The following is a 15,696-nucleotide window of genomic DNA, read 5'->3' as shown; positions in this document are numbered from 1 at the left end:
CGGGGTTGGTCCCTCGAAGGGTTCGAGGGGAAGCGGATAGTCGAGCTGGTTGTCGTTTTCGGATGACATACCGGCTCAGTATACCGGGCTAGCCTTGCCAGCGATCGCGGTTTGCGGACTCGCGCGTGACCTCACCATCGGTGCCATAGTCAAACTCGTCGACGAGACCACGGCGCGCCTGGGAGGCGCGCTTGCGCTCGGCAGCGGAGACACGCTCGGTGCTCATGAGGCGGCCATCCTGTCCGCGGCCAGCATCGGTAGCACGGCCACCGGCCATGGGCTCGTACTCAAAGGTGATATCCCCGATGGTCACCGGGCAGCCTTCCTGCGCGCCTTGGCGGTGCAGCTCGTCTTCAACACCAGCCTTGGCCAGGCGGTCCGCGAGGTAGCCCACGGCCTCGTCGTTTTCGAAGTCGGTCTGGCGAATCCAGCGGTCGATCTTCTCGCCCTCAACGATGAAGCCGCCCTCCACCTCGGGGTCCGGGGTGACGGTGAAGTCGGCGAACCGGCCCTTCTTTTTCTTGCCTACGGACTTGGGCTGAATGATGGTGTGGTTCTTGTCCGCAGCGACCTTGGGCTGGGCCTTGCGGTGCTCGTTGACCATCTCCATGAGCTTGTACTTGAGTGGGTCAAGCCCCTTCCGGGCGACTGCGGAAATGATGAAGACCGGCCAGCCGTACTTTTCCTCGAGGTCGCCCTTGACAAATTCAGCTAGCTCTTCGGCCTCAGGAACGTCAGCCTTGTTGAGGATGATGACGCGCGGGCGCTCGCGCAGATCACCCAGGCCAGTGTCCTGCTCCAGCAGCTCTTGGTACTTGGCCAGCTCGGTTTCGAGGGCCTCGATATCCGAGAGCGGATCGCGGCCCGGCTCAATGGAGGCGGTGTCCACGACGTGTGCGAGCACCGCGGTGCGCTCGATATGACGCAAGAAGTCGAGGCCCAAACCTTTACCCTCGGCGGCCCCGGGGATTAGGCCCGGAACATCCGCCATGGTGAAGGACTCATGGCCCATATCCACCACGCCGAGGTTGGGCTGGAGGGTGGTGAAAGGATAATCACCGATCTTCGGCTTGGCGGCCGAAAGGACCGAAATGAGCGATGACTTGCCTGCGGAAGGGAATCCGACGAGGCCGACGTCTGCCATGGACTTCAGCTCCAGAATGAGATCGCGCGCCTCGCCCGGTTCTCCCTGCAGCGCAAAGCCCGGAGCCTTGCGGGCTGCGGAGGCCAGTGCGGCGTTGCCGAGTCCGCCGAATCCCCCCTCCGCGGCCACGAAGCGGGTTCCCGGGACCGTGAGGTCCGCGAGCATCTCCCCGTCCTCGGCGTAAACTACGGTGCCCGCCGGTACCTCGAGAATGAGATCCTTGCCGCGCGCACCGTTGCGCATATCGCCAGCACCATTGCCGCCGCGCTCAGACTTGATGTGCGGGCGGTAGTGGAAGTCCATCAGTGTGTGGATTTGGGTTGAGACCTCCAGCAGGATGTCTCCGCCGTGGCCGCCGTTGCCGCCATCGGGCCCGCCGAGCGGCTTGAACTTTTCGCGGTGGACGGAGGCGCAGCCGTGTCCGCCGTCGCCTGCCTGTAGGTGCAAGACCACTCGGTCAATGAATCGTGCCATGCCCGCTAGTCTAACGGTTCCTTGCATGCCGTCCTAGTTGGCCACCGGCGTGAACCCGACGCTAGTGTCCTCTCAGTTTCCTCCGCGCAGCTAGGCCGCACCAGCTGGCGTGAAAACGACAAAATCCCGAGCGGATGCTCGGGATTAAGCCATTAAGCTCTTAGGCAGTTGCTTCTGCAGCAGCCTCTTCAGCCGGAACAATGTTGACCAGACGACGGCCACGCTTGACACCGAACTCAACAGAGCCTGCAGCGAGAGCGAACAGGGTATCGTCGCCGCCGCGACCAACGTTCTCACCCGGGTGGAACTTGGTGCCGCGCTGACGCACGATGATCTCGCCGGCCTTAACCTGCTGACCACCGAAGCGCTTGACACCGAGACGCTTGGACTCGGAATCGCGACCGTTGCTGGAGCTGGAAGCACCCTTCTTAGTTGCCATGTGGTTTCCCTCCTTCAGGGATGAATTACAGCCGGTTAAGGCTTACTTGATACCGGTAATCTTCAGCGTGGTCACCGGCTGACGGTGACCAATGCGACGCTTGTAACCAGTCTTGTTCTTGTACTTGAGGATGTCGATCTTCGGGCCCTTGCCCTGCTCGACAATTTCAGCGGAGACGGAGACCTTCTCCAGGTCTGCAGCCTTCGACTTGACGGTTGCGCCATCGACGAGCAGAACCGGGGTGAGAGCAACGGAGGAACCCGGCTCACCCTCGATCTTCTCGACCTTGACGAGGTCACCTTCAGCAACCTTGTACTGCTTTCCGCCGGTCTTGACGATCGCGTACATAGAGGGCTACCCCTTATCTAAACTCGGCTCGCTAGCAGCTGGGTGGCGCCGCTAGCGAATGGACATTGGACAATTGCGTTCAGATCATAAGCCGCGAGAGACGCGCGAAAACCGCGTTCGTCCCATCCAGCGCATTCATGGTCTAAACAGCGACTGTCAAAGACTACCCCGTGAGGGGGCGAAAAGGCAAAACGCCTTTTCTAGCGCGACCTGCGCCGTGTTACACGACGCCTCCCGCGCCCGCCCCTGCTTCTTGTCGACGCCGTAGTCCGTACGGAGGCCTCGCGCTCCTTAGCGTCGCTTCCCTGTCCGCGTTCATTCGATGCCGGGGTGGGCTGACGCTGCGACATCTTGCGCACCACCCGACGACGACCGCGACCACGGGTGGAGCGCACGCCCGTTGTCTCGCCCGACTCCGCGTTCTTTCGCTCAGCCTTATCCTGCTTCTTGGGGGTAGCCAGCTGGGCTTCCTTGGCCGGCGTCTCCTCCTGCACGAAGTCTTCGCGCTTCGGGCGAATATCCGAGCGGGAATTTCCGCGCGTGCGGCGCTTGCGGCGCGGCGAGTTCTCGAAGGCGGCGACGGCCTCCTCGTAGGTCTGCTCCGAGCGCTGGGCGGAAGATTCTTCCGCTTCGGCCTGCTTGTTCTGCGCTTCCTGCTTAGAAGCCGAGTCTTCGCTCGTATCCGCACGCTGCGGCTCCCGGAAAGTACGCGTTGCCCGGCGCGACTTGCGCGAGCGCTTCTGCTTTGACTTCGGCTTCGAACGCTTCGCTTCCAGGTTTTCCGCTACGGCATAGCCAATGGAGGCACTATCTGGCGTATCCGTGTCATCCTCATCGACAACGACCACGCTAGCCACGAGCTCTTCGAGTGAGGATTCCTCGTCGCGCGCCGCTTCTTCGCTATCAGTTTGGGAAACCTCGTGCTCAGATGGTGCGTCTTCGTCATGGCGGTGCATGCGGACGGCTGCCGGGTGCTTCTTCGGATCGCGCTGCGGTGCGCGACGCTCCTTACGAGTCCGGCGCTGCGGCTTCGAGTTTTCTTCCTCAGTGTCCTCATCAACCGGGTAGTCGTGGATGATAATTCCGCGGCCATGGCAGGCCTCGCACTCGGTGGAGAAGGTCTCGATGAGGCCGGTGCCCACGCGCTTGCGCGTCATCTGTACTAGGCCCAGTGAGGTGACCTCGGAAACCTGGTGGCGGGTGCGGGCGCGGCCCAATGCTTCCTTGAGTCGGCGCAGCACGAGGTCTTGGTTTTCCGGCAGGACCATATCGATGAAGTCGACGACGATCATTCCGCCGATATCGCGCAGGCGCATCTGGCGCACGATCTCCTCAGCTGCTTCAAGGTTATTGCGCGTCACCGTCTCCTCGAGGTTGCCGCCGGAGCCGGTGAACTTGCCCGTGTTGACGTCAATGACCGTCATGGCCTCCGTGCGATCGATGACGAGCGTGCCGCCCGAGGGCAGCCACACCTTGCGGCCCAGAGCCTTCTGCAGCTGCTCATCGATGCGGTAGGCGTTAAAAGCATCCTCGCCATCGTGCTCGCGCGCGTCATAGCGCACGACGCGATCGGCCAGGTCGTGTGCCATCGAGTCCACGTAGGCGCTGACCGTGTTGTAGGAACGCTTACCGTCCACCACCAAGGTACTGAAGTCTTCATTGAAGAGGTCACGCACCACCTTGATGAGCAGATCTGGCTCTTCATACAGGGTGACGGGCTTGGCGCCCTTCGTTGCCTTTTCGTGTGCGGCGCGGGCGCTGATGTCCTCCCACAGCGAGTGCAGGCGGTTGACGTCGGAAGCGATGTCCTCCTCCGACACGTTTTCCGCGGCCGTGCGGATGATGGCACCGCCATCTCCCGGGATGACGCGCTCCAGGATTCCCTTGAGGCGCTTGCGCTCCGGTGCCGGCAGCTTGCGGGAGATTCCCGCGCTGCGCCCGCCCGGAACGTACACCAGGAAGCGACCGGCCAGGGAAATCTGGGTGGTCAAACGTGCGCCCTTATGACCGATGGGGTCCTTGGCCACCTGGACCAGCACCTGATCACCGGACTTCAACGCGTTTTCTACCTTGCGGCTGCGCCCACCAATCCCCAAGGCACGCCAGTCGATGTCGCCCGCATACAGCACGCCGTTTCGGCCTTGTCCGATATCCACGAAGGCCGCCTCCATCGAAGGCAAGACATTCTGCACACGGCCCAAGTAGATATTGCCTATCTGGGATGGGTGCGTTTCGGTCGTGACGAAGTGCTCTACCAAAAGGTCGTCTTCGAGCACGCCCACCTGCGTGATGACGCCCGCGCCGTCGGTGCGCTGCTTATCGCGCACCACCATAGTGCGCTCGACCGATTCGCGGCGCGCCAGGAACTCCGCTTGGGAGACAATGTGCTGGCGCTCCCGACCTTTCTCCCGCAGCTCCGCGCGGCGACGGCGCTGTGCCTCGATGCGGGTTGAGCCTTTAATCGCCTTCGGTTCTTCGATGTGCTCGACTTCCTCACGGGCGGACCCACGGCCTTCTGCCCCGCGGCCACGGGAGGTGCCGCGGCTGCCGCGCCGACGACCCCGCGGCTGGCTTACCGGCGCTGCATCCTCCTCGGATTCCTCCTCGTGCTCTTCTGGCTTCTGACGCTTGGACAGCGGCGTGATCTTCGGCGCCATGAAGACTGGCGCAAAGTCGTACACGTCCGGGTCTTCTTCAGCCATCGGGGTAATCAGTGGGGTGAGGTCGTCCCCCTCGTCGCTTTCACCGGCCTCGGCGAGCGCCTCGTGCAGCATTTCAGCATCGACCTTGTCGACGATCTGCGAAATCTCGTTATCAACGTTCTTACGCACGCGCTCGCGCAGCTTCTCCTCTTCCTCGCTCAGCTGCTCCGGTTGCGCGGCCTGCTCAGCATCCTGCGCCAGCGCGGCTTCCTGGGACTCCCCCGCGCTGTCCGGTTGCGCAGCAGACTCTTCCGGTGCGGGTTCCTTTGTCTGTGTCTGCTCCTTCGACTCAGCCTTCTTGCCTGCCTTGCTCACGCGTTTGACCGCGCGCTTGGCGCGCTTCTTCTTGACGGTCTTCGTGGGCTTATCCTCTGCCGAAACCTCCGGCTGGTCGGCGTCCTCGGCCGCGACCTGGTTGTCCTCGGTTGCGGCCTGCTCGGGGGCTTCGGTTGCGGGTACGAGGGCGTCGATAAGCTGGCCCACCTCTTCCGGTGTCAGCGAAGACTGTGCGGACTTCTTAATTCCCATATGTGCGAACTGAGCCACCAGCTCCTTGGAGGCCACGCCCACCTGCTTAGCCAGGGCATAGAGGCGGGTTTTGGGGGCGAGCGCCTCGCGGTCGATCCCCGCTACCGCCGCGGCCAACGTCGATTCACTACGTGCTTCTTCTGTTTTCTTCTTGGATGCCATCAGTGGCTAATCTCCTGACGTCTGCTCACCCCGGGCGCAGGTTGCCGCCACACGGTAGTGAGTCTTTGAAAAATTCTCTTCGTCTTTATTAAGTTGTCAGCGCCTTCCATTCTGGCACAGAGCTCGACCGAGGCTCACATGTTAGTATCGCCGCTATGTCCGACAGCGCGCCCACGAACACACCGGCAGAACGGAAATTACCTAAACAGGCGCCACGCACCGTGGCGCAGGCGCGCGCCCGCAACGAGATTGCGCTGCGGGATATCATCACAGTTGCTGTACCGGCGGGCATCGCCTCCGGCCTTCGCGTCGTCGATTTTCCTTTCCCTTATGCGGTCCCTGTCTATGCGGTGCTCATCATGGTGATGCTTTACGGCGCCATCCGCATCATTCGCAGCAAGCCAAAGTTCGTCCAAGCTGCGCAAGAAGAGTACCGGGCGGGCGATTACCCTCTTCTCGCCTACTTTCTACCGGTGCTTGCTATCTTCTCCCCTCTCATCACTGAGGGAATCAAGTCCACCGGGATTATCGGCGATACCTCACCCAACCCCATCCTTATCGCCGCTGGACTTACTGCCTTCTCCATCCCCGCGTTCATCTTCGGCGGCCGCGCCTTCGGCACGACCTCTTTTCGCGTTGGCAAGCGCCGCATCGAGGCCATCACCGAACAAGGAAGCCTCGAAGGCGTCACTCAAGCGAGCATCACCGCAGTAGAAACTCACCCGGAAGTCCTCAGCGGGCTGGTCGCCGCCGGTGCAGTCACTGGCAATACCACCTCCATCTCTGAGCTGGGGCGGCTGATCGGCTACGAGGAGGGGCTCGAAGAAGAACTCCGTGAACTCGAAGCGGCCGGCGTGGTGAAGCTGCCTGGTCTCATCAAGTGGAGTGGTGAGCGGACCTTTAACATCACTCTGACCGAAGCAGGCGTGCGCAGCATGGACGCCGCACGCACGCGCTAGCGCGGAAGAGTGGCATCTCCCGGGAAGAGTTTCGGGCCAATCCACAGCATGAAATAAACCAGACCAACGAGGACTGGAATCTCAACAAGGGGACCAATCGTTCCGGCAAGGGCTTGAGCAGACATCGCTCCGAAGGTGCCGATGGATACTGCAATGGCTAGTTCAAAGTTATTTCCTGCTGCAGTAAACGCCACGCTGGCAGACTGCGCGTAATTCATGCCAACGGCCTTTGCTACGCCCAGCGACAGCACAAACATGCCCACGAAGTAGATAACCAGCGGCACGGCCACGCGCACTACCGTTGCTGGCTGCTCCACAATGTGCTCGCCCTGCAGGGAAAAGAGCAACACAATTGTGTACAACAGACCAATCATGGCCAGGGGCGATACGGCTGGGAGGAAGCGGTTCTCAAACCATTCCCGTCCTTTTACCTTTTCGCCCCACACGCGAGACAGCGCACCCAACAGGAACGGTATGCCCAAGAAGACAAGTACGGACTTAACAATGGCCCAGAAGGAAAAGTCAGCGCTCGTCGTGTCCAGGCCCAGCCATCCGGGGAGAACGCGAAGGTAGAACCAGCCCAGAACACCAAACATAGCGACCTAGAAGATGGAGTTCAGGGCGACAAGCACAGCCGTTGCCTCGCGGTCAGCGCACGAGAGGTCCGACCACACAAGCACCATGGCAATACAGCGCGCAAGCCCCACAATGATGAGGCCGGTCCGCAGCTCCGACTGGTCCGCCAAGAACAGCCACGCCAGAGTAAACATAAACGCCGGCCCCACCAGCCAGTTGAGGACGAGCGATACTGCCATGAGGCGGCCATCCGTGGCAATTTCCTTGGTCTTCTCGTAGCGAACCTTGGCCAAGGGTGGGTACATCATGACGAGGAGGCCAATGGCGATCGGGATGGAAATCCCGCCGACTTCAACGGCGCCCAAGGCTTGGCCAATCCCGGGAATGAGGTGGCCAATGAGCAGTCCGGCGGCCATCGCCAGAATGATCCACACGGGTAGAAACCGATCAAGAAAAGACAACGTCGGGCGCTGCGGCACAGCCATGTCTCCCCCTCCTTCAACGTTGAACAGAGCACGATACAAACATGCAATGTACAGCACGTATTGATATGCGTCAATATAACGTAGGGCGCAAGAATAACCCCTATACTGATCGCATGGCTTCCTCTTCCACGCCCGAGACCAGCGCGCGCGGCACTGAGTGTTGCTCCTTAAGCACGGGCCCGCTCAACGACGCCGAGGCGAGGCATTTTTCGCAGCAATTCAAAGTGCTGGCAGACCCAGCACGCCTGCGTCTTTTGTCCATCCTGTGCGATGAAGGCTGTGGACCCATGAGCGTCACGGAACTCACCGAGCTCACTGCGCTGAGCCAGCCCACGGTCTCCCACCACCTAGCGCGCCTGCGGGAGGCCGGCTTGCTATCGAAGCAGCAACGCGGCCGCACCGTCACCCACCAGGTGCACAAAGACGCCTTTATGGCATTGCGCACGCTGCTCTCGTTCGACTAAGCCGCGCCCAGATTATCTGCACTCGAGCACACAGGACGGGTTCGGGCTAAGGGTCAGAAATGACAAAAGCCCGAGCAGTTCACTCATCTTTGTGAACTGCTCGGGCTTTATTGCGCGCTAGGCGCGATGAACTTCTTTAGAGGTTCGGGAACCAGATGGAGATCTCACGCTCAGCGGACTCCGGGGAGTCGGAACCGTGGACGACGTTCTCGCCAACGGTCAGAGCGAAGTCACCGCGGATGGTGCCCGGGGTGGCCTTCTCCACCGGGTGGGTGCCACCGGCCAGCTGACGCCATGCGGCGATAGCGGACTCGCCCTCGACGATGCCAGCAACCAACGGTGCAGAGGTGATGAAGTCAACGAGCTCGCCGAAGAAAGGCTTGTCCTCGTGCTCGGCGTAGTGCTTCTTAGCGGTCTCCTCGTCGGCGACGCGCAGATCCATGGCGACGAGCTTCAGGCCCTTGCGCTCGATGCGAGAGATGATCTCGCCCACGTGGCCGTTCTTGACGCCATCCGGCTTGATGAGAATGAGTGTACGTTCAGTCATAGGGCACATAGTACAGAACAGGTGCTCCCGCGTCCTGACAGTGGGGCTAATTCTAAGCGCTACGTGAGGTGTTGCACGATTTCTTCCGCGCGCTCATGACTCGTGCCACGAAACCACATCTGCACTTGGCGCACGGCCGTGCCGTATTGACCGCTCTCCAGCAGGCTTTTTAGCTCCTCGCGGTGCCACTCTTCCAGATCCGCAAACTCCACCGGCCGCTCATCGCGCTGCTGCTTGAGCATACCGACGACGAGGAAGACGAAGGCCGGAATCAGCAGTGCGAGCGGGAACGCGAAGCCACCGAAATACAGCTTGGCCACGAGCGCGGCGATGCACAGCAGTGCGGAAAGACCGTAGAGCAGAAAGAGCATGCCCGTTAGTCTAGCGCGTTGAGTGTCGACTGCAGCCAAACGCGAGAGCGCATGAGCAGGCGCTTTGCCGCCGCGGTATGGGGAGCCCACAACTCGAAGGCATGCACGCCGCCTTCTACAACCTCGCACTGTGTTGGCACACCAGCAGTTTTCAGGCGCTCGGCGTAATCCATAATCTCGCCGTAGAAAAGCTCGCTGCTACCCGCGTAGAGCCACGCTGGCGGTAGCCCCGACAGATCCGTGCGGCGGCCGGGCACGGCATAGGGTGCTTCCGGGTTGCCATCGACGTAGAAGCGCCACGCCTGCGCGTTGGAATCTACGTCCCAGATGGGGTTGCGGTCGGTGGATGCTGTGCGGTCATCGAGCATCGGGCAAAACAACCACTGCCCCGCTGGTTGAACCCCGCCTTCATCGTGGAGGCGCTGGCACAACGCGGCAGCCAGCCCTCCCCCGGCGCTTTGGCCGGCGATAACAATCCGATCCGGGCTGATTCCCAGCTCTTCCGCATGCCTGAGGAGCCAGTGGTGGGCCGCGTGGACGTCATCAAGCGCAGCCGGAAAAGGGTTCTCCGGGGCGAAGCGGTAGTGCGGCGCGACGACGGTGACTCCAACCTCTGCGGCGGTCTCCTTGAGGTGCTTGACGTCCTGGCGCGGATGTCCCATGAGCAGACCGCCCCCGTGGATCCACAGCACCGCGCCGCGCGGGTTCTCCGGGCTATAGATGGTCGCGTGGATTTCGGTGTTCTTCACCCGCCGCGTGCGCACGCCCTGGATTAAAGGTGCCGGCCACAGCGCTGGCACGATGCGCCCGGCACGGCGGATGAGCGGATTAGTCGGATCGAATAGCGACATGACCGTCGCTCCCGCGCGCAGCTCCGGACGGATGTACACCGCAGCGACCTACTTCTCAGTCAGGTGCTGCGTGGTGAGGTAGCCGCGCTCCATGCGGGCGACGATCACCGAGCGCATATAGGCCGCGAGCGCCCAGAGCAGGGCGAAGATGATGAAGATAGTCGCCACAGACCAGTGGACCATAAAACCGAGCACGATACCGATGACGTGGAGGACAATCTGTACCCCGACGATCCACGGCTTATTCATGAAGGGGAAAGACGCCAGGAGCAACACCATAAAACCAATGACCACGCCATAGTTGAACGGGGTCCACAGGGTGCCGTCATAAAGCTTGTATAGCATCGGCAGTGCGAGGACCAGGGTGATCAGCTCCATTGTGAGGGAGCTCGCCACCACCATGCCGCCGAATTGCTTGAGGGGATCCTTGGCCGGTGCCTGGCCCAAGCCAAGCGGACCAATCTCCTCCTCGGGGACGGGTTTACGGGGGCTCATGCGGGTTCCTTTCCAAAGAGTGCGCGGGCGTCACCGGCAGTGACGACCGAACCAGTAATCACGATGCCGGAACCTGATTGCACGTCGGCATCCTCCGCCAATTCGACGGCCTGAGTATAGGCACTAGGGAGGTCGGGCTCGACATACACGCGCTCTTCGCCGAAGATATCGCGGGCCAGCTCCGCCAGCTCATAGGCATCGCGGGCGCGCGGGGAGGTGTTCTGAGTAATGACGATCTCCGTGAGCACAGCCTCCAGGGCGGTGAGGATGCCGGTTGCATCCTTGTCCGTGAAGATGGACACCACGCCGATGAGGCGCGCGAAGTCGAAGTCGCGGTCGAGGGCTGCAGCCAAAGCCTTAGCGCCGTGTGGGTTGTGGCAGGCGTCAAGGAAGGTCGTGGGGCTGGTGCGCACGCGCTCCAGACGGCCGGGAGAAATGGCCTTGGCAAAGCCGGTGCGCACTGAAGCAATGTCGAGCGGGTGGCCTGCCGACGCCCCGAAGAAGGCCTCCACCGCGGCCAAAGCCACGGCCGCGTTCTTGGCTTGGTGCTCGCCGTGCAGCGGCAGGAAGATGTCTTCGTACATCCCACCCAGGCCCTGGATGGTCAGCTGCTGGCCGCCCACTGCGATGCGCGATTCCAGTGCAGCGAATTCGGAGCCCGCGCGGGCCACGCCGGCGCCGACGTCTACCGTGCGCTGCAGGATAACGCGCATCGCCTCGGGGTCTTGTTCAGCAACGATGGCGATGTTCTCCCCTGGCGTGAGCACGTCCTCGGCATCGTGCTCGCGGGCCTTGATGATGCCGGCCTTCTCACCAGCAATCTCCGTAATGGTATCCCCGAGGTAGTCCGTGTGGTCGAGGCCTACCGGCATGACCACGGCTACCTCTGCGTTGACCACGTTGGTGGCATCCCACGTGCCGCCGAGGCCGACCTCGACGACGGCGACGTCGATGGGGGCATCGGCAAAGGCTGCGTAAGAGATGGCAACAAGCACTTCGAAGGTGGACATAGGAATGTCGGAGCGGGAATCCACCATCTCCACATAGGGCTTGATTTCACGCCAGATGCGCACGAAGTCGCGCGGGTGGATGGGGTGGCCGTCGATGCCGATGCGCTCGGTGACCAGCTGCAGGTGCGGGCTGGTCACCAGGCCAACACGGCGGTGGAAGGCGCGCAGCAGCGAATCAATCATGCGGGCGGTCGAGGACTTACCGTTGGTGCCAGCGACCTGGATGACGTGGAAGGAACGCTCCGGGTTACCCAAGAGATCCATGAGCATCTCGATGCGCTCGAGGCTCGGCTCGATGATGGTCTCTGGGGCGCGGGCGTTGAGCTCCGCGGTGACCTCGGCCAGCTCCGCGAGCTCTTCCGGCGAAGCTTGCTCGGGGGCGGCCTCCTCGTAATCCTCCTCGCCACCGAGGTTGAGGGTCAGGCCGGAGTCGGTGATTTCCACCGGCCCACCATCGGTGCCCTCCGCGAGGGCATCAACGACCTCAAATTCCTCGCGGTTCTTCTCCTCCGCCACTACTTGAGTCCCTCCAGACGTGCGGTGATGCGCTCGACCTCCTCCTGGGCCACTTGCTGACGCACGCGGATCTTCTCCACGACTGCCTCCGGCGCCTTGGACAGGAAGGCCTCGTTACCCAGCTTCTTGCCGGTCTGGTCCAGTTCCTTCTGGGCCTTGGCCAGATCCTTCTCCAAGCGCTTGCGCTCAGCGGCGACGTCGACGGCACCGGAGGTATCCAAGGTGACCTCAACGGTGGCCTGGGACAGACGCACCTCGATGGAAGCAGACGCGGTGAAGTCCTCGCCCGGCTCCGTGGTATTGGCCAGGTTGCGGATGAGTCCCTCCTGCTCCTGCAGGTCAGCCGCGGCGAAGTCGAGGCGTCCCGGGACCTTCTGGGAAGGCTTGACGCCCTGATCGGAGCGGAAGCGGCGCAGCTCGGTGATGAGCTTGTCGGCATCCTGAATGCGGCGGGCAGCCACCTCATCCTTCTCCGCGCCACCGTTGGTGTGCTCCTGGGTAGGCCACTGCGCTGTGACGATGGTCTCCCCGCCAGTCAGAGCCTTCCACAGGACCTCGGTGACGAAAGGCATGGTCGGGTGCAGCAAACGCAGAACCAGGTCAAGCACGCGGCCCAAAACGATCTGGGTCGTGCGTCCGGTGGCCTGCTCCTCGGCGCTCGCCGCATCGAAGTCGCGCGGGATCTGGGTCTTGGCAATCTCCAGGTACCAGTCACATAGCTCATCCCACACGAAGTGGTAGAGCAGCTCATTGGCCTTGGCGAACTGGTAGTCATCCAGGTAGGCGTCGACCTTGGCGCGGACCTCCTCGGAACGGTCGAGGATCCAGCGGTCGGCGTCGGTCAGCGCGTCGCGTGCCGGCAGCTCCGCCACGCCCGCGCCGTTCATGAGCGCGAACTTGGTGGCGTTAAAGAGCTTGGTGGCGAAGTTACGTCCGGCGGCGGCAGCGTCGACTGCCAGCGGCAGGTCCACGCCCGGGTTGGCACCGCGGGCCAGGGTGAAACGCAGCGCGTCCGCACCATAGTCGCGCACCCAATCCATCGGGTCGATGCCGTTGCCCAGGGACTTCGACATCTTGCGGCCCTGCTCATCGCGCACGAGACCATGGAGGTAAATATCCGTGAACGGCACCTGCGGGCGGCCATCCTTGCCTTCGCCGAGCAGCTCCGGGGTGTGCGCGCCGGCAAAGGTGCCGAACATCATCATGCGTGCGACCCAGAAGAAGAGGATGTCATAGGCGGTAACCAGCACGTTCGTGGGGAAGAACTTCTCCAGATCGGCGGTCTTTTCCGGCCAGCCCATCGTGGAGAAAGGCCACAGCGCAGAGGAGAACCAGGTGTCCAGAACGTCCGGGTCCTGGACGTAGCCTTCCGGCGCTTCCTCGTCGGGACCAAGGCAGATGATGTCGCGCTGGCCGTCCTCGCCCTCTGGCCCGTACCAAATGGGGATGCGGTGACCCCACCACAGCTGGCGGGAGATGCACCAATCGTGCATGTCATCGACCCACTCGAAGTAGCGCGGCTCCAGGGACTTCGGGTGGATGGTGGTATCGCCCTCGCGGACGGCGTCGCCGGACATCTTCGCCATCTTCTCCACGGCCACAAACCACTGCAGGCTCAGGCGCGGCTCAATCGGCTCGCCGGAGCGCTCCGAGTGGCCCACGGAGTGGACGTAGGGGCGGATCTCCTTGACAATGCGGCCCTGTTCGCGCAGCGCCTCACGGATCTCTACGCGGGCCTCTTCGCGGGTCAGGCCGTCAAACTTCGTGCCGGTATTCGCGATGTGTCCGGTGGTGTCCATGATGGTGGGCATGTCCAGGTCATGGCGCAGGCCCATGGCATAGTCATTCGGATCGTGTGCCGGCGTGATCTTCACTGCACCAGTACCGAATTCCATGTCCACGTAGTCATCGGCAATGATCTTCAGCCTCAGGTCATCGCGGAAGGGGTGTGGCAGTTCCTGGCCCACCAGGTGGGCGTAGCGCTCGTCCTCGGGGTGGACGGCAATGGCGACGTCGCCCAGCATCGTCTCCACACGGGTGGTGGCCACAATGAGGTGGGGTTCATCGTCGTTCAGCGAGCCATAGCGAATGGAGACAAGCTCACCCTCGACGTCCTTGTACACCACCTCAATGTCGGAGACGGCGGTCTCCAGGACCGGGGACCAGTTGACCAGGCGGTTGGCCTGGTAGATCAGGTCCTCGTCGTAGAGGGTCTTGAAGATGGTCTGGACGGCGCGGGAGAGGCCATCATCCAGCGTGAAGCGCTCGCGGGACCAATCCACCGAGTCACCGATGGCACGCATCTGGTTTTGGATGGTGCCGCCGAACTCTTCCTTCCACTCCCAGACCTTGTTGATGAATTCTTCGCGCTCATAATCCCAGCGCTTCTTGCCCTCCTGCTCACGCAGGCGGGCCTCCACCTTGGTCTGGGTAGCGATACCGGCGTGGTCAGCACCCGGCAGCCACAGGGTGGCATAGCCCTGCATGCGCTTGCGGCGAATGATGGAATCGATCAGAGTGTGGTCCAACGCGTGGCCCATGTGCAGCTGGCCGGTGACGTTCGGCGGCGGCAGCACGATGGAATAGGGCTCGGCCTCCGAGGACGCGTCCGGGGTGAAGTAACCGGCGTTTACCCAGCCTTCGTAGAGGTCTTTCTCTACTGCCTGCGGCTCCCAGGACTTGGGAAGCTGGTCCGCGCGGTTGGTGCCAACGAGTTGCTCTTTATTCTGATCAGTCACCTGGCCAACTCTACCCTGTACGTCAACTGGCACTAGCGCCCTGTCTAGAGTAAGAGCATGTCTCACAATCCTGGCCACCGCGCCCGTCTCCGCACCCGCTTCTTTGCTCAAGCCAAAGAGAACTCTCAGGCCTTTGCGTGCCTGACGAGCTATGACTGCATGACCGCCGAAATCTTCGATGAAGCCGGGGTGGCTCTCCTGCTCGTCGGCGATTCCCTGGCCAATGTGGTCCTGGGCCGCGAAACCACGCTCTCGCTTACCCTCGATGAAATGATTCCGCTGGCCCGCGCCGTGGTTTCAGCTACCTCCCGCGCCTTCGTGGTGGTGGACTTGCCCTTCGGTTCCTATGAGGCCGGCCCCGCCCAGGCACTGGAGTCTGCCGTGCGCGTCATGAAGGAAACCGGCGCGCAGGCCGTGAAGCTCGAGGGCGGTGCGGAGCGCGCGCCCATCGTCGCCGCGCTTGCCGCCGCAGGCATCCCCGTCTGCGCCCACATCGGATTCACGCCCCAACAGGTTCACGCCTTGGGCGGCTTCGTGGTCCAGGGCCGCGGTGCCGGTGCGGAGAAGCTGCACGAGGACGCCCGCGCGCTTGCCGACGCCGGCGCCTTCGCCGTGGTACTGGAGATGGTCCCAGCTGCGTTGGCTGAGGAGGTGACCAAGGAACTGCCCATCCCCACCATCGGCATCGGTGCCGGCGCGCAGACCGACGGCCAGATCCTGGTGTGGACCGATGCCTTCGGGCTGGGCGGACCCAAGGCGCCGCGCTTCGTGCGCCGCTACGCAGACCTGCGCGGCGCGCTGCTGAAGGGTGCGAAGAATTACGTGGCCGATGTGGGCGAGCGCTCCTTCCCCAACGCCGAGGAATCCTTCGAGGACTAAAGTTTGGG

General features: G+C 62.5%; 13 protein-coding genes and 1 pseudogene. 3 read left to right on the top strand and 11 right to left on the bottom strand.

What is annotated here, in order from left to right; all coding sequences use genetic code 11:
- Positions 1-88: 88 nt before the first annotated feature.
- The 4 genes from obgE to HMPREF2896_RS11230 all read right to left on the bottom strand — a co-directional run bounded on the left by obgE (position 89) and on the right by HMPREF2896_RS11230 (position 5,797).
- The gene (gene obgE / locus HMPREF2896_RS11245) at positions 89-1,618 is read right to left on the bottom strand and encodes a GTPase ObgE (protein WP_070719555.1); all 1,530 of its coding nucleotides are present in this window, start codon (positions 1,616-1,618) and stop codon (positions 89-91) included.
- A 160-nt stretch (positions 1,619-1,778) separates the two neighbouring features.
- On the bottom strand, positions 1,779-2,057 hold the full coding sequence (gene rpmA / locus HMPREF2896_RS11240) for a 50S ribosomal protein L27 (RefSeq protein WP_070447838.1): 279 nt from the start codon (positions 2,055-2,057) through the stop codon (positions 1,779-1,781).
- A gap of 42 nt (positions 2,058-2,099) precedes the next feature.
- Positions 2,100-2,405, bottom strand: coding sequence for a 50S ribosomal protein L21 (rplU, locus tag HMPREF2896_RS11235; protein WP_070447835.1), 306 nt, complete (start codon positions 2,403-2,405; stop codon positions 2,100-2,102).
- Between the two features lie 200 nt (positions 2,406-2,605).
- Positions 2,606-5,797, bottom strand: coding sequence for a translation initiation factor IF-2 N-terminal domain-containing protein (locus HMPREF2896_RS11230; protein ID WP_070719554.1), 3,192 nt, complete (start codon positions 5,795-5,797; stop codon positions 2,606-2,608).
- A gap of 155 nt (positions 5,798-5,952) precedes the next feature.
- Here HMPREF2896_RS11230 and HMPREF2896_RS11225 point away from each other — a divergent pair, with 155 nt between their 5' ends.
- A complete protein-coding gene (locus tag HMPREF2896_RS11225) occupies positions 5,953-6,756 on the top strand; it encodes a hypothetical protein (protein ID WP_070719553.1) in 804 nt (267 codons plus the stop codon).
- Here the strand turns inward: HMPREF2896_RS11225 and arsB are convergent.
- A pseudogene (arsB, locus tag HMPREF2896_RS11220) lies at positions 6,753-7,817 on the bottom strand (ACR3 family arsenite efflux transporter). The gene HMPREF2896_RS11225 and the pseudogene arsB sit on opposite strands and share 4 nt — an antisense overlap.
- 113 nt (positions 7,818-7,930) lie before the next feature.
- Here arsB and HMPREF2896_RS11215 point away from each other — a divergent pair.
- Positions 7,931-8,281, top strand: coding sequence for an ArsR/SmtB family transcription factor (locus HMPREF2896_RS11215; protein WP_070447901.1), 351 nt, complete (start codon positions 7,931-7,933; stop codon positions 8,279-8,281).
- A gap of 136 nt (positions 8,282-8,417) precedes the next feature.
- Here the strand turns inward: HMPREF2896_RS11215 and ndk are convergent, their stop codons facing one another.
- Genes ndk through HMPREF2896_RS11185 form a run of 6 tightly spaced genes read right to left on the bottom strand, consistent with a single transcriptional unit; the run spans position 8,418 to position 14,809 of the window.
- Complete coding sequence (gene ndk / locus HMPREF2896_RS11210; protein WP_039676402.1) at positions 8,418-8,828, bottom strand: nucleoside-diphosphate kinase; 411 nt, start codon at positions 8,826-8,828, stop codon at positions 8,418-8,420.
- Positions 8,829-8,887: 59 nt separating this feature from the next.
- Positions 8,888-9,199, bottom strand: coding sequence for a hypothetical protein (locus HMPREF2896_RS11205; protein WP_070447822.1), 312 nt, complete (start codon positions 9,197-9,199; stop codon positions 8,888-8,890).
- 5 nt (positions 9,200-9,204) lie between these two features.
- Entirely contained in the window at positions 9,205-10,089 is an 885-nt protein-coding gene (locus HMPREF2896_RS11200) for an alpha/beta hydrolase (protein WP_246824023.1), read from the bottom strand.
- A 9-nt stretch (positions 10,090-10,098) separates the two neighbouring features.
- Positions 10,099-10,545: a DUF4233 domain-containing protein gene (locus tag HMPREF2896_RS11195; protein ID WP_070447819.1), complete on the bottom strand. Its 447-nt coding sequence runs from the start codon at positions 10,543-10,545 to the stop codon at positions 10,099-10,101.
- Positions 10,542-12,071, bottom strand: a complete 1,530-nt coding sequence (locus HMPREF2896_RS11190) for a bifunctional tetrahydrofolate synthase/dihydrofolate synthase (protein WP_070447816.1) — start codon at positions 12,069-12,071, stop codon at positions 10,542-10,544. Before HMPREF2896_RS11190 ends, HMPREF2896_RS11195 begins: the two co-directional genes overlap by 4 nt.
- A complete protein-coding gene (locus tag HMPREF2896_RS11185; RefSeq protein ID WP_070719552.1) occupies positions 12,071-14,809 on the bottom strand; it encodes a valine--tRNA ligase in 2,739 nt (912 codons plus the stop codon). Before HMPREF2896_RS11185 ends, HMPREF2896_RS11190 begins: the two co-directional genes overlap by 1 nt.
- A gap of 57 nt (positions 14,810-14,866) precedes the next feature.
- On the opposite strand from HMPREF2896_RS11185, the gene panB reads away from it, so the two are divergent.
- Positions 14,867-15,688, top strand: coding sequence for a 3-methyl-2-oxobutanoate hydroxymethyltransferase (gene panB / locus HMPREF2896_RS11180; RefSeq protein WP_070719551.1), 822 nt, complete (start codon positions 14,867-14,869; stop codon positions 15,686-15,688).
- Positions 15,689-15,696 lie beyond the last annotated feature (8 nt).

It is taken from the genome of Corynebacterium sp. HMSC069E04 (genome assembly GCF_001813175.1).
Classification (GTDB): Bacteria; Actinomycetota; Actinomycetes; order Mycobacteriales; family Mycobacteriaceae; genus Corynebacterium; species Corynebacterium aurimucosum.
Note: the sequence above shows the minus strand (reverse complement) of the source record. Positions and strands in the feature narration are given on the sequence as shown.

Excerpts from the sequence above, each read along its gene's own strand:
- obgE (WP_070719555.1), bottom strand. The coding sequence starts at position 1,618 with ATGGCACGATTCATTGACCGAGTGGTCTTGCACCTACAGGCAGGCGAC.
- rpmA (WP_070447838.1), bottom strand. The coding sequence starts at position 2,057 with ATGGCAACTAAGAAGGGTGCTTCCAGCTCCAGCAACGGTCGCGATTCC.
- rplU (WP_070447835.1), bottom strand. The coding sequence starts at position 2,405 with ATGTACGCGATCGTCAAGACCGGCGGAAAGCAGTACAAGGTTGCTGAA.
- HMPREF2896_RS11230 (WP_070719554.1), bottom strand. The coding sequence starts at position 5,797 with ATGGCATCCAAGAAGAAAACAGAAGAAGCACGTAGTGAATCGACGTTG.
- HMPREF2896_RS11225 (WP_070719553.1), top strand. The coding sequence starts at position 5,953 with ATGTCCGACAGCGCGCCCACGAACACACCGGCAGAACGGAAATTACCT.
- HMPREF2896_RS11215 (WP_070447901.1), top strand. The coding sequence starts at position 7,931 with ATGGCTTCCTCTTCCACGCCCGAGACCAGCGCGCGCGGCACTGAGTGT.
- ndk (WP_039676402.1), bottom strand. The coding sequence starts at position 8,828 with ATGACTGAACGTACACTCATTCTCATCAAGCCGGATGGCGTCAAGAAC.
- HMPREF2896_RS11205 (WP_070447822.1), bottom strand. The coding sequence starts at position 9,199 with ATGCTCTTTCTGCTCTACGGTCTTTCCGCACTGCTGTGCATCGCCGCG.
- HMPREF2896_RS11195 (WP_070447819.1), bottom strand. The coding sequence starts at position 10,545 with ATGAGCCCCCGTAAACCCGTCCCCGAGGAGGAGATTGGTCCGCTTGGC.
- panB (WP_070719551.1), top strand. The coding sequence starts at position 14,867 with ATGTCTCACAATCCTGGCCACCGCGCCCGTCTCCGCACCCGCTTCTTT.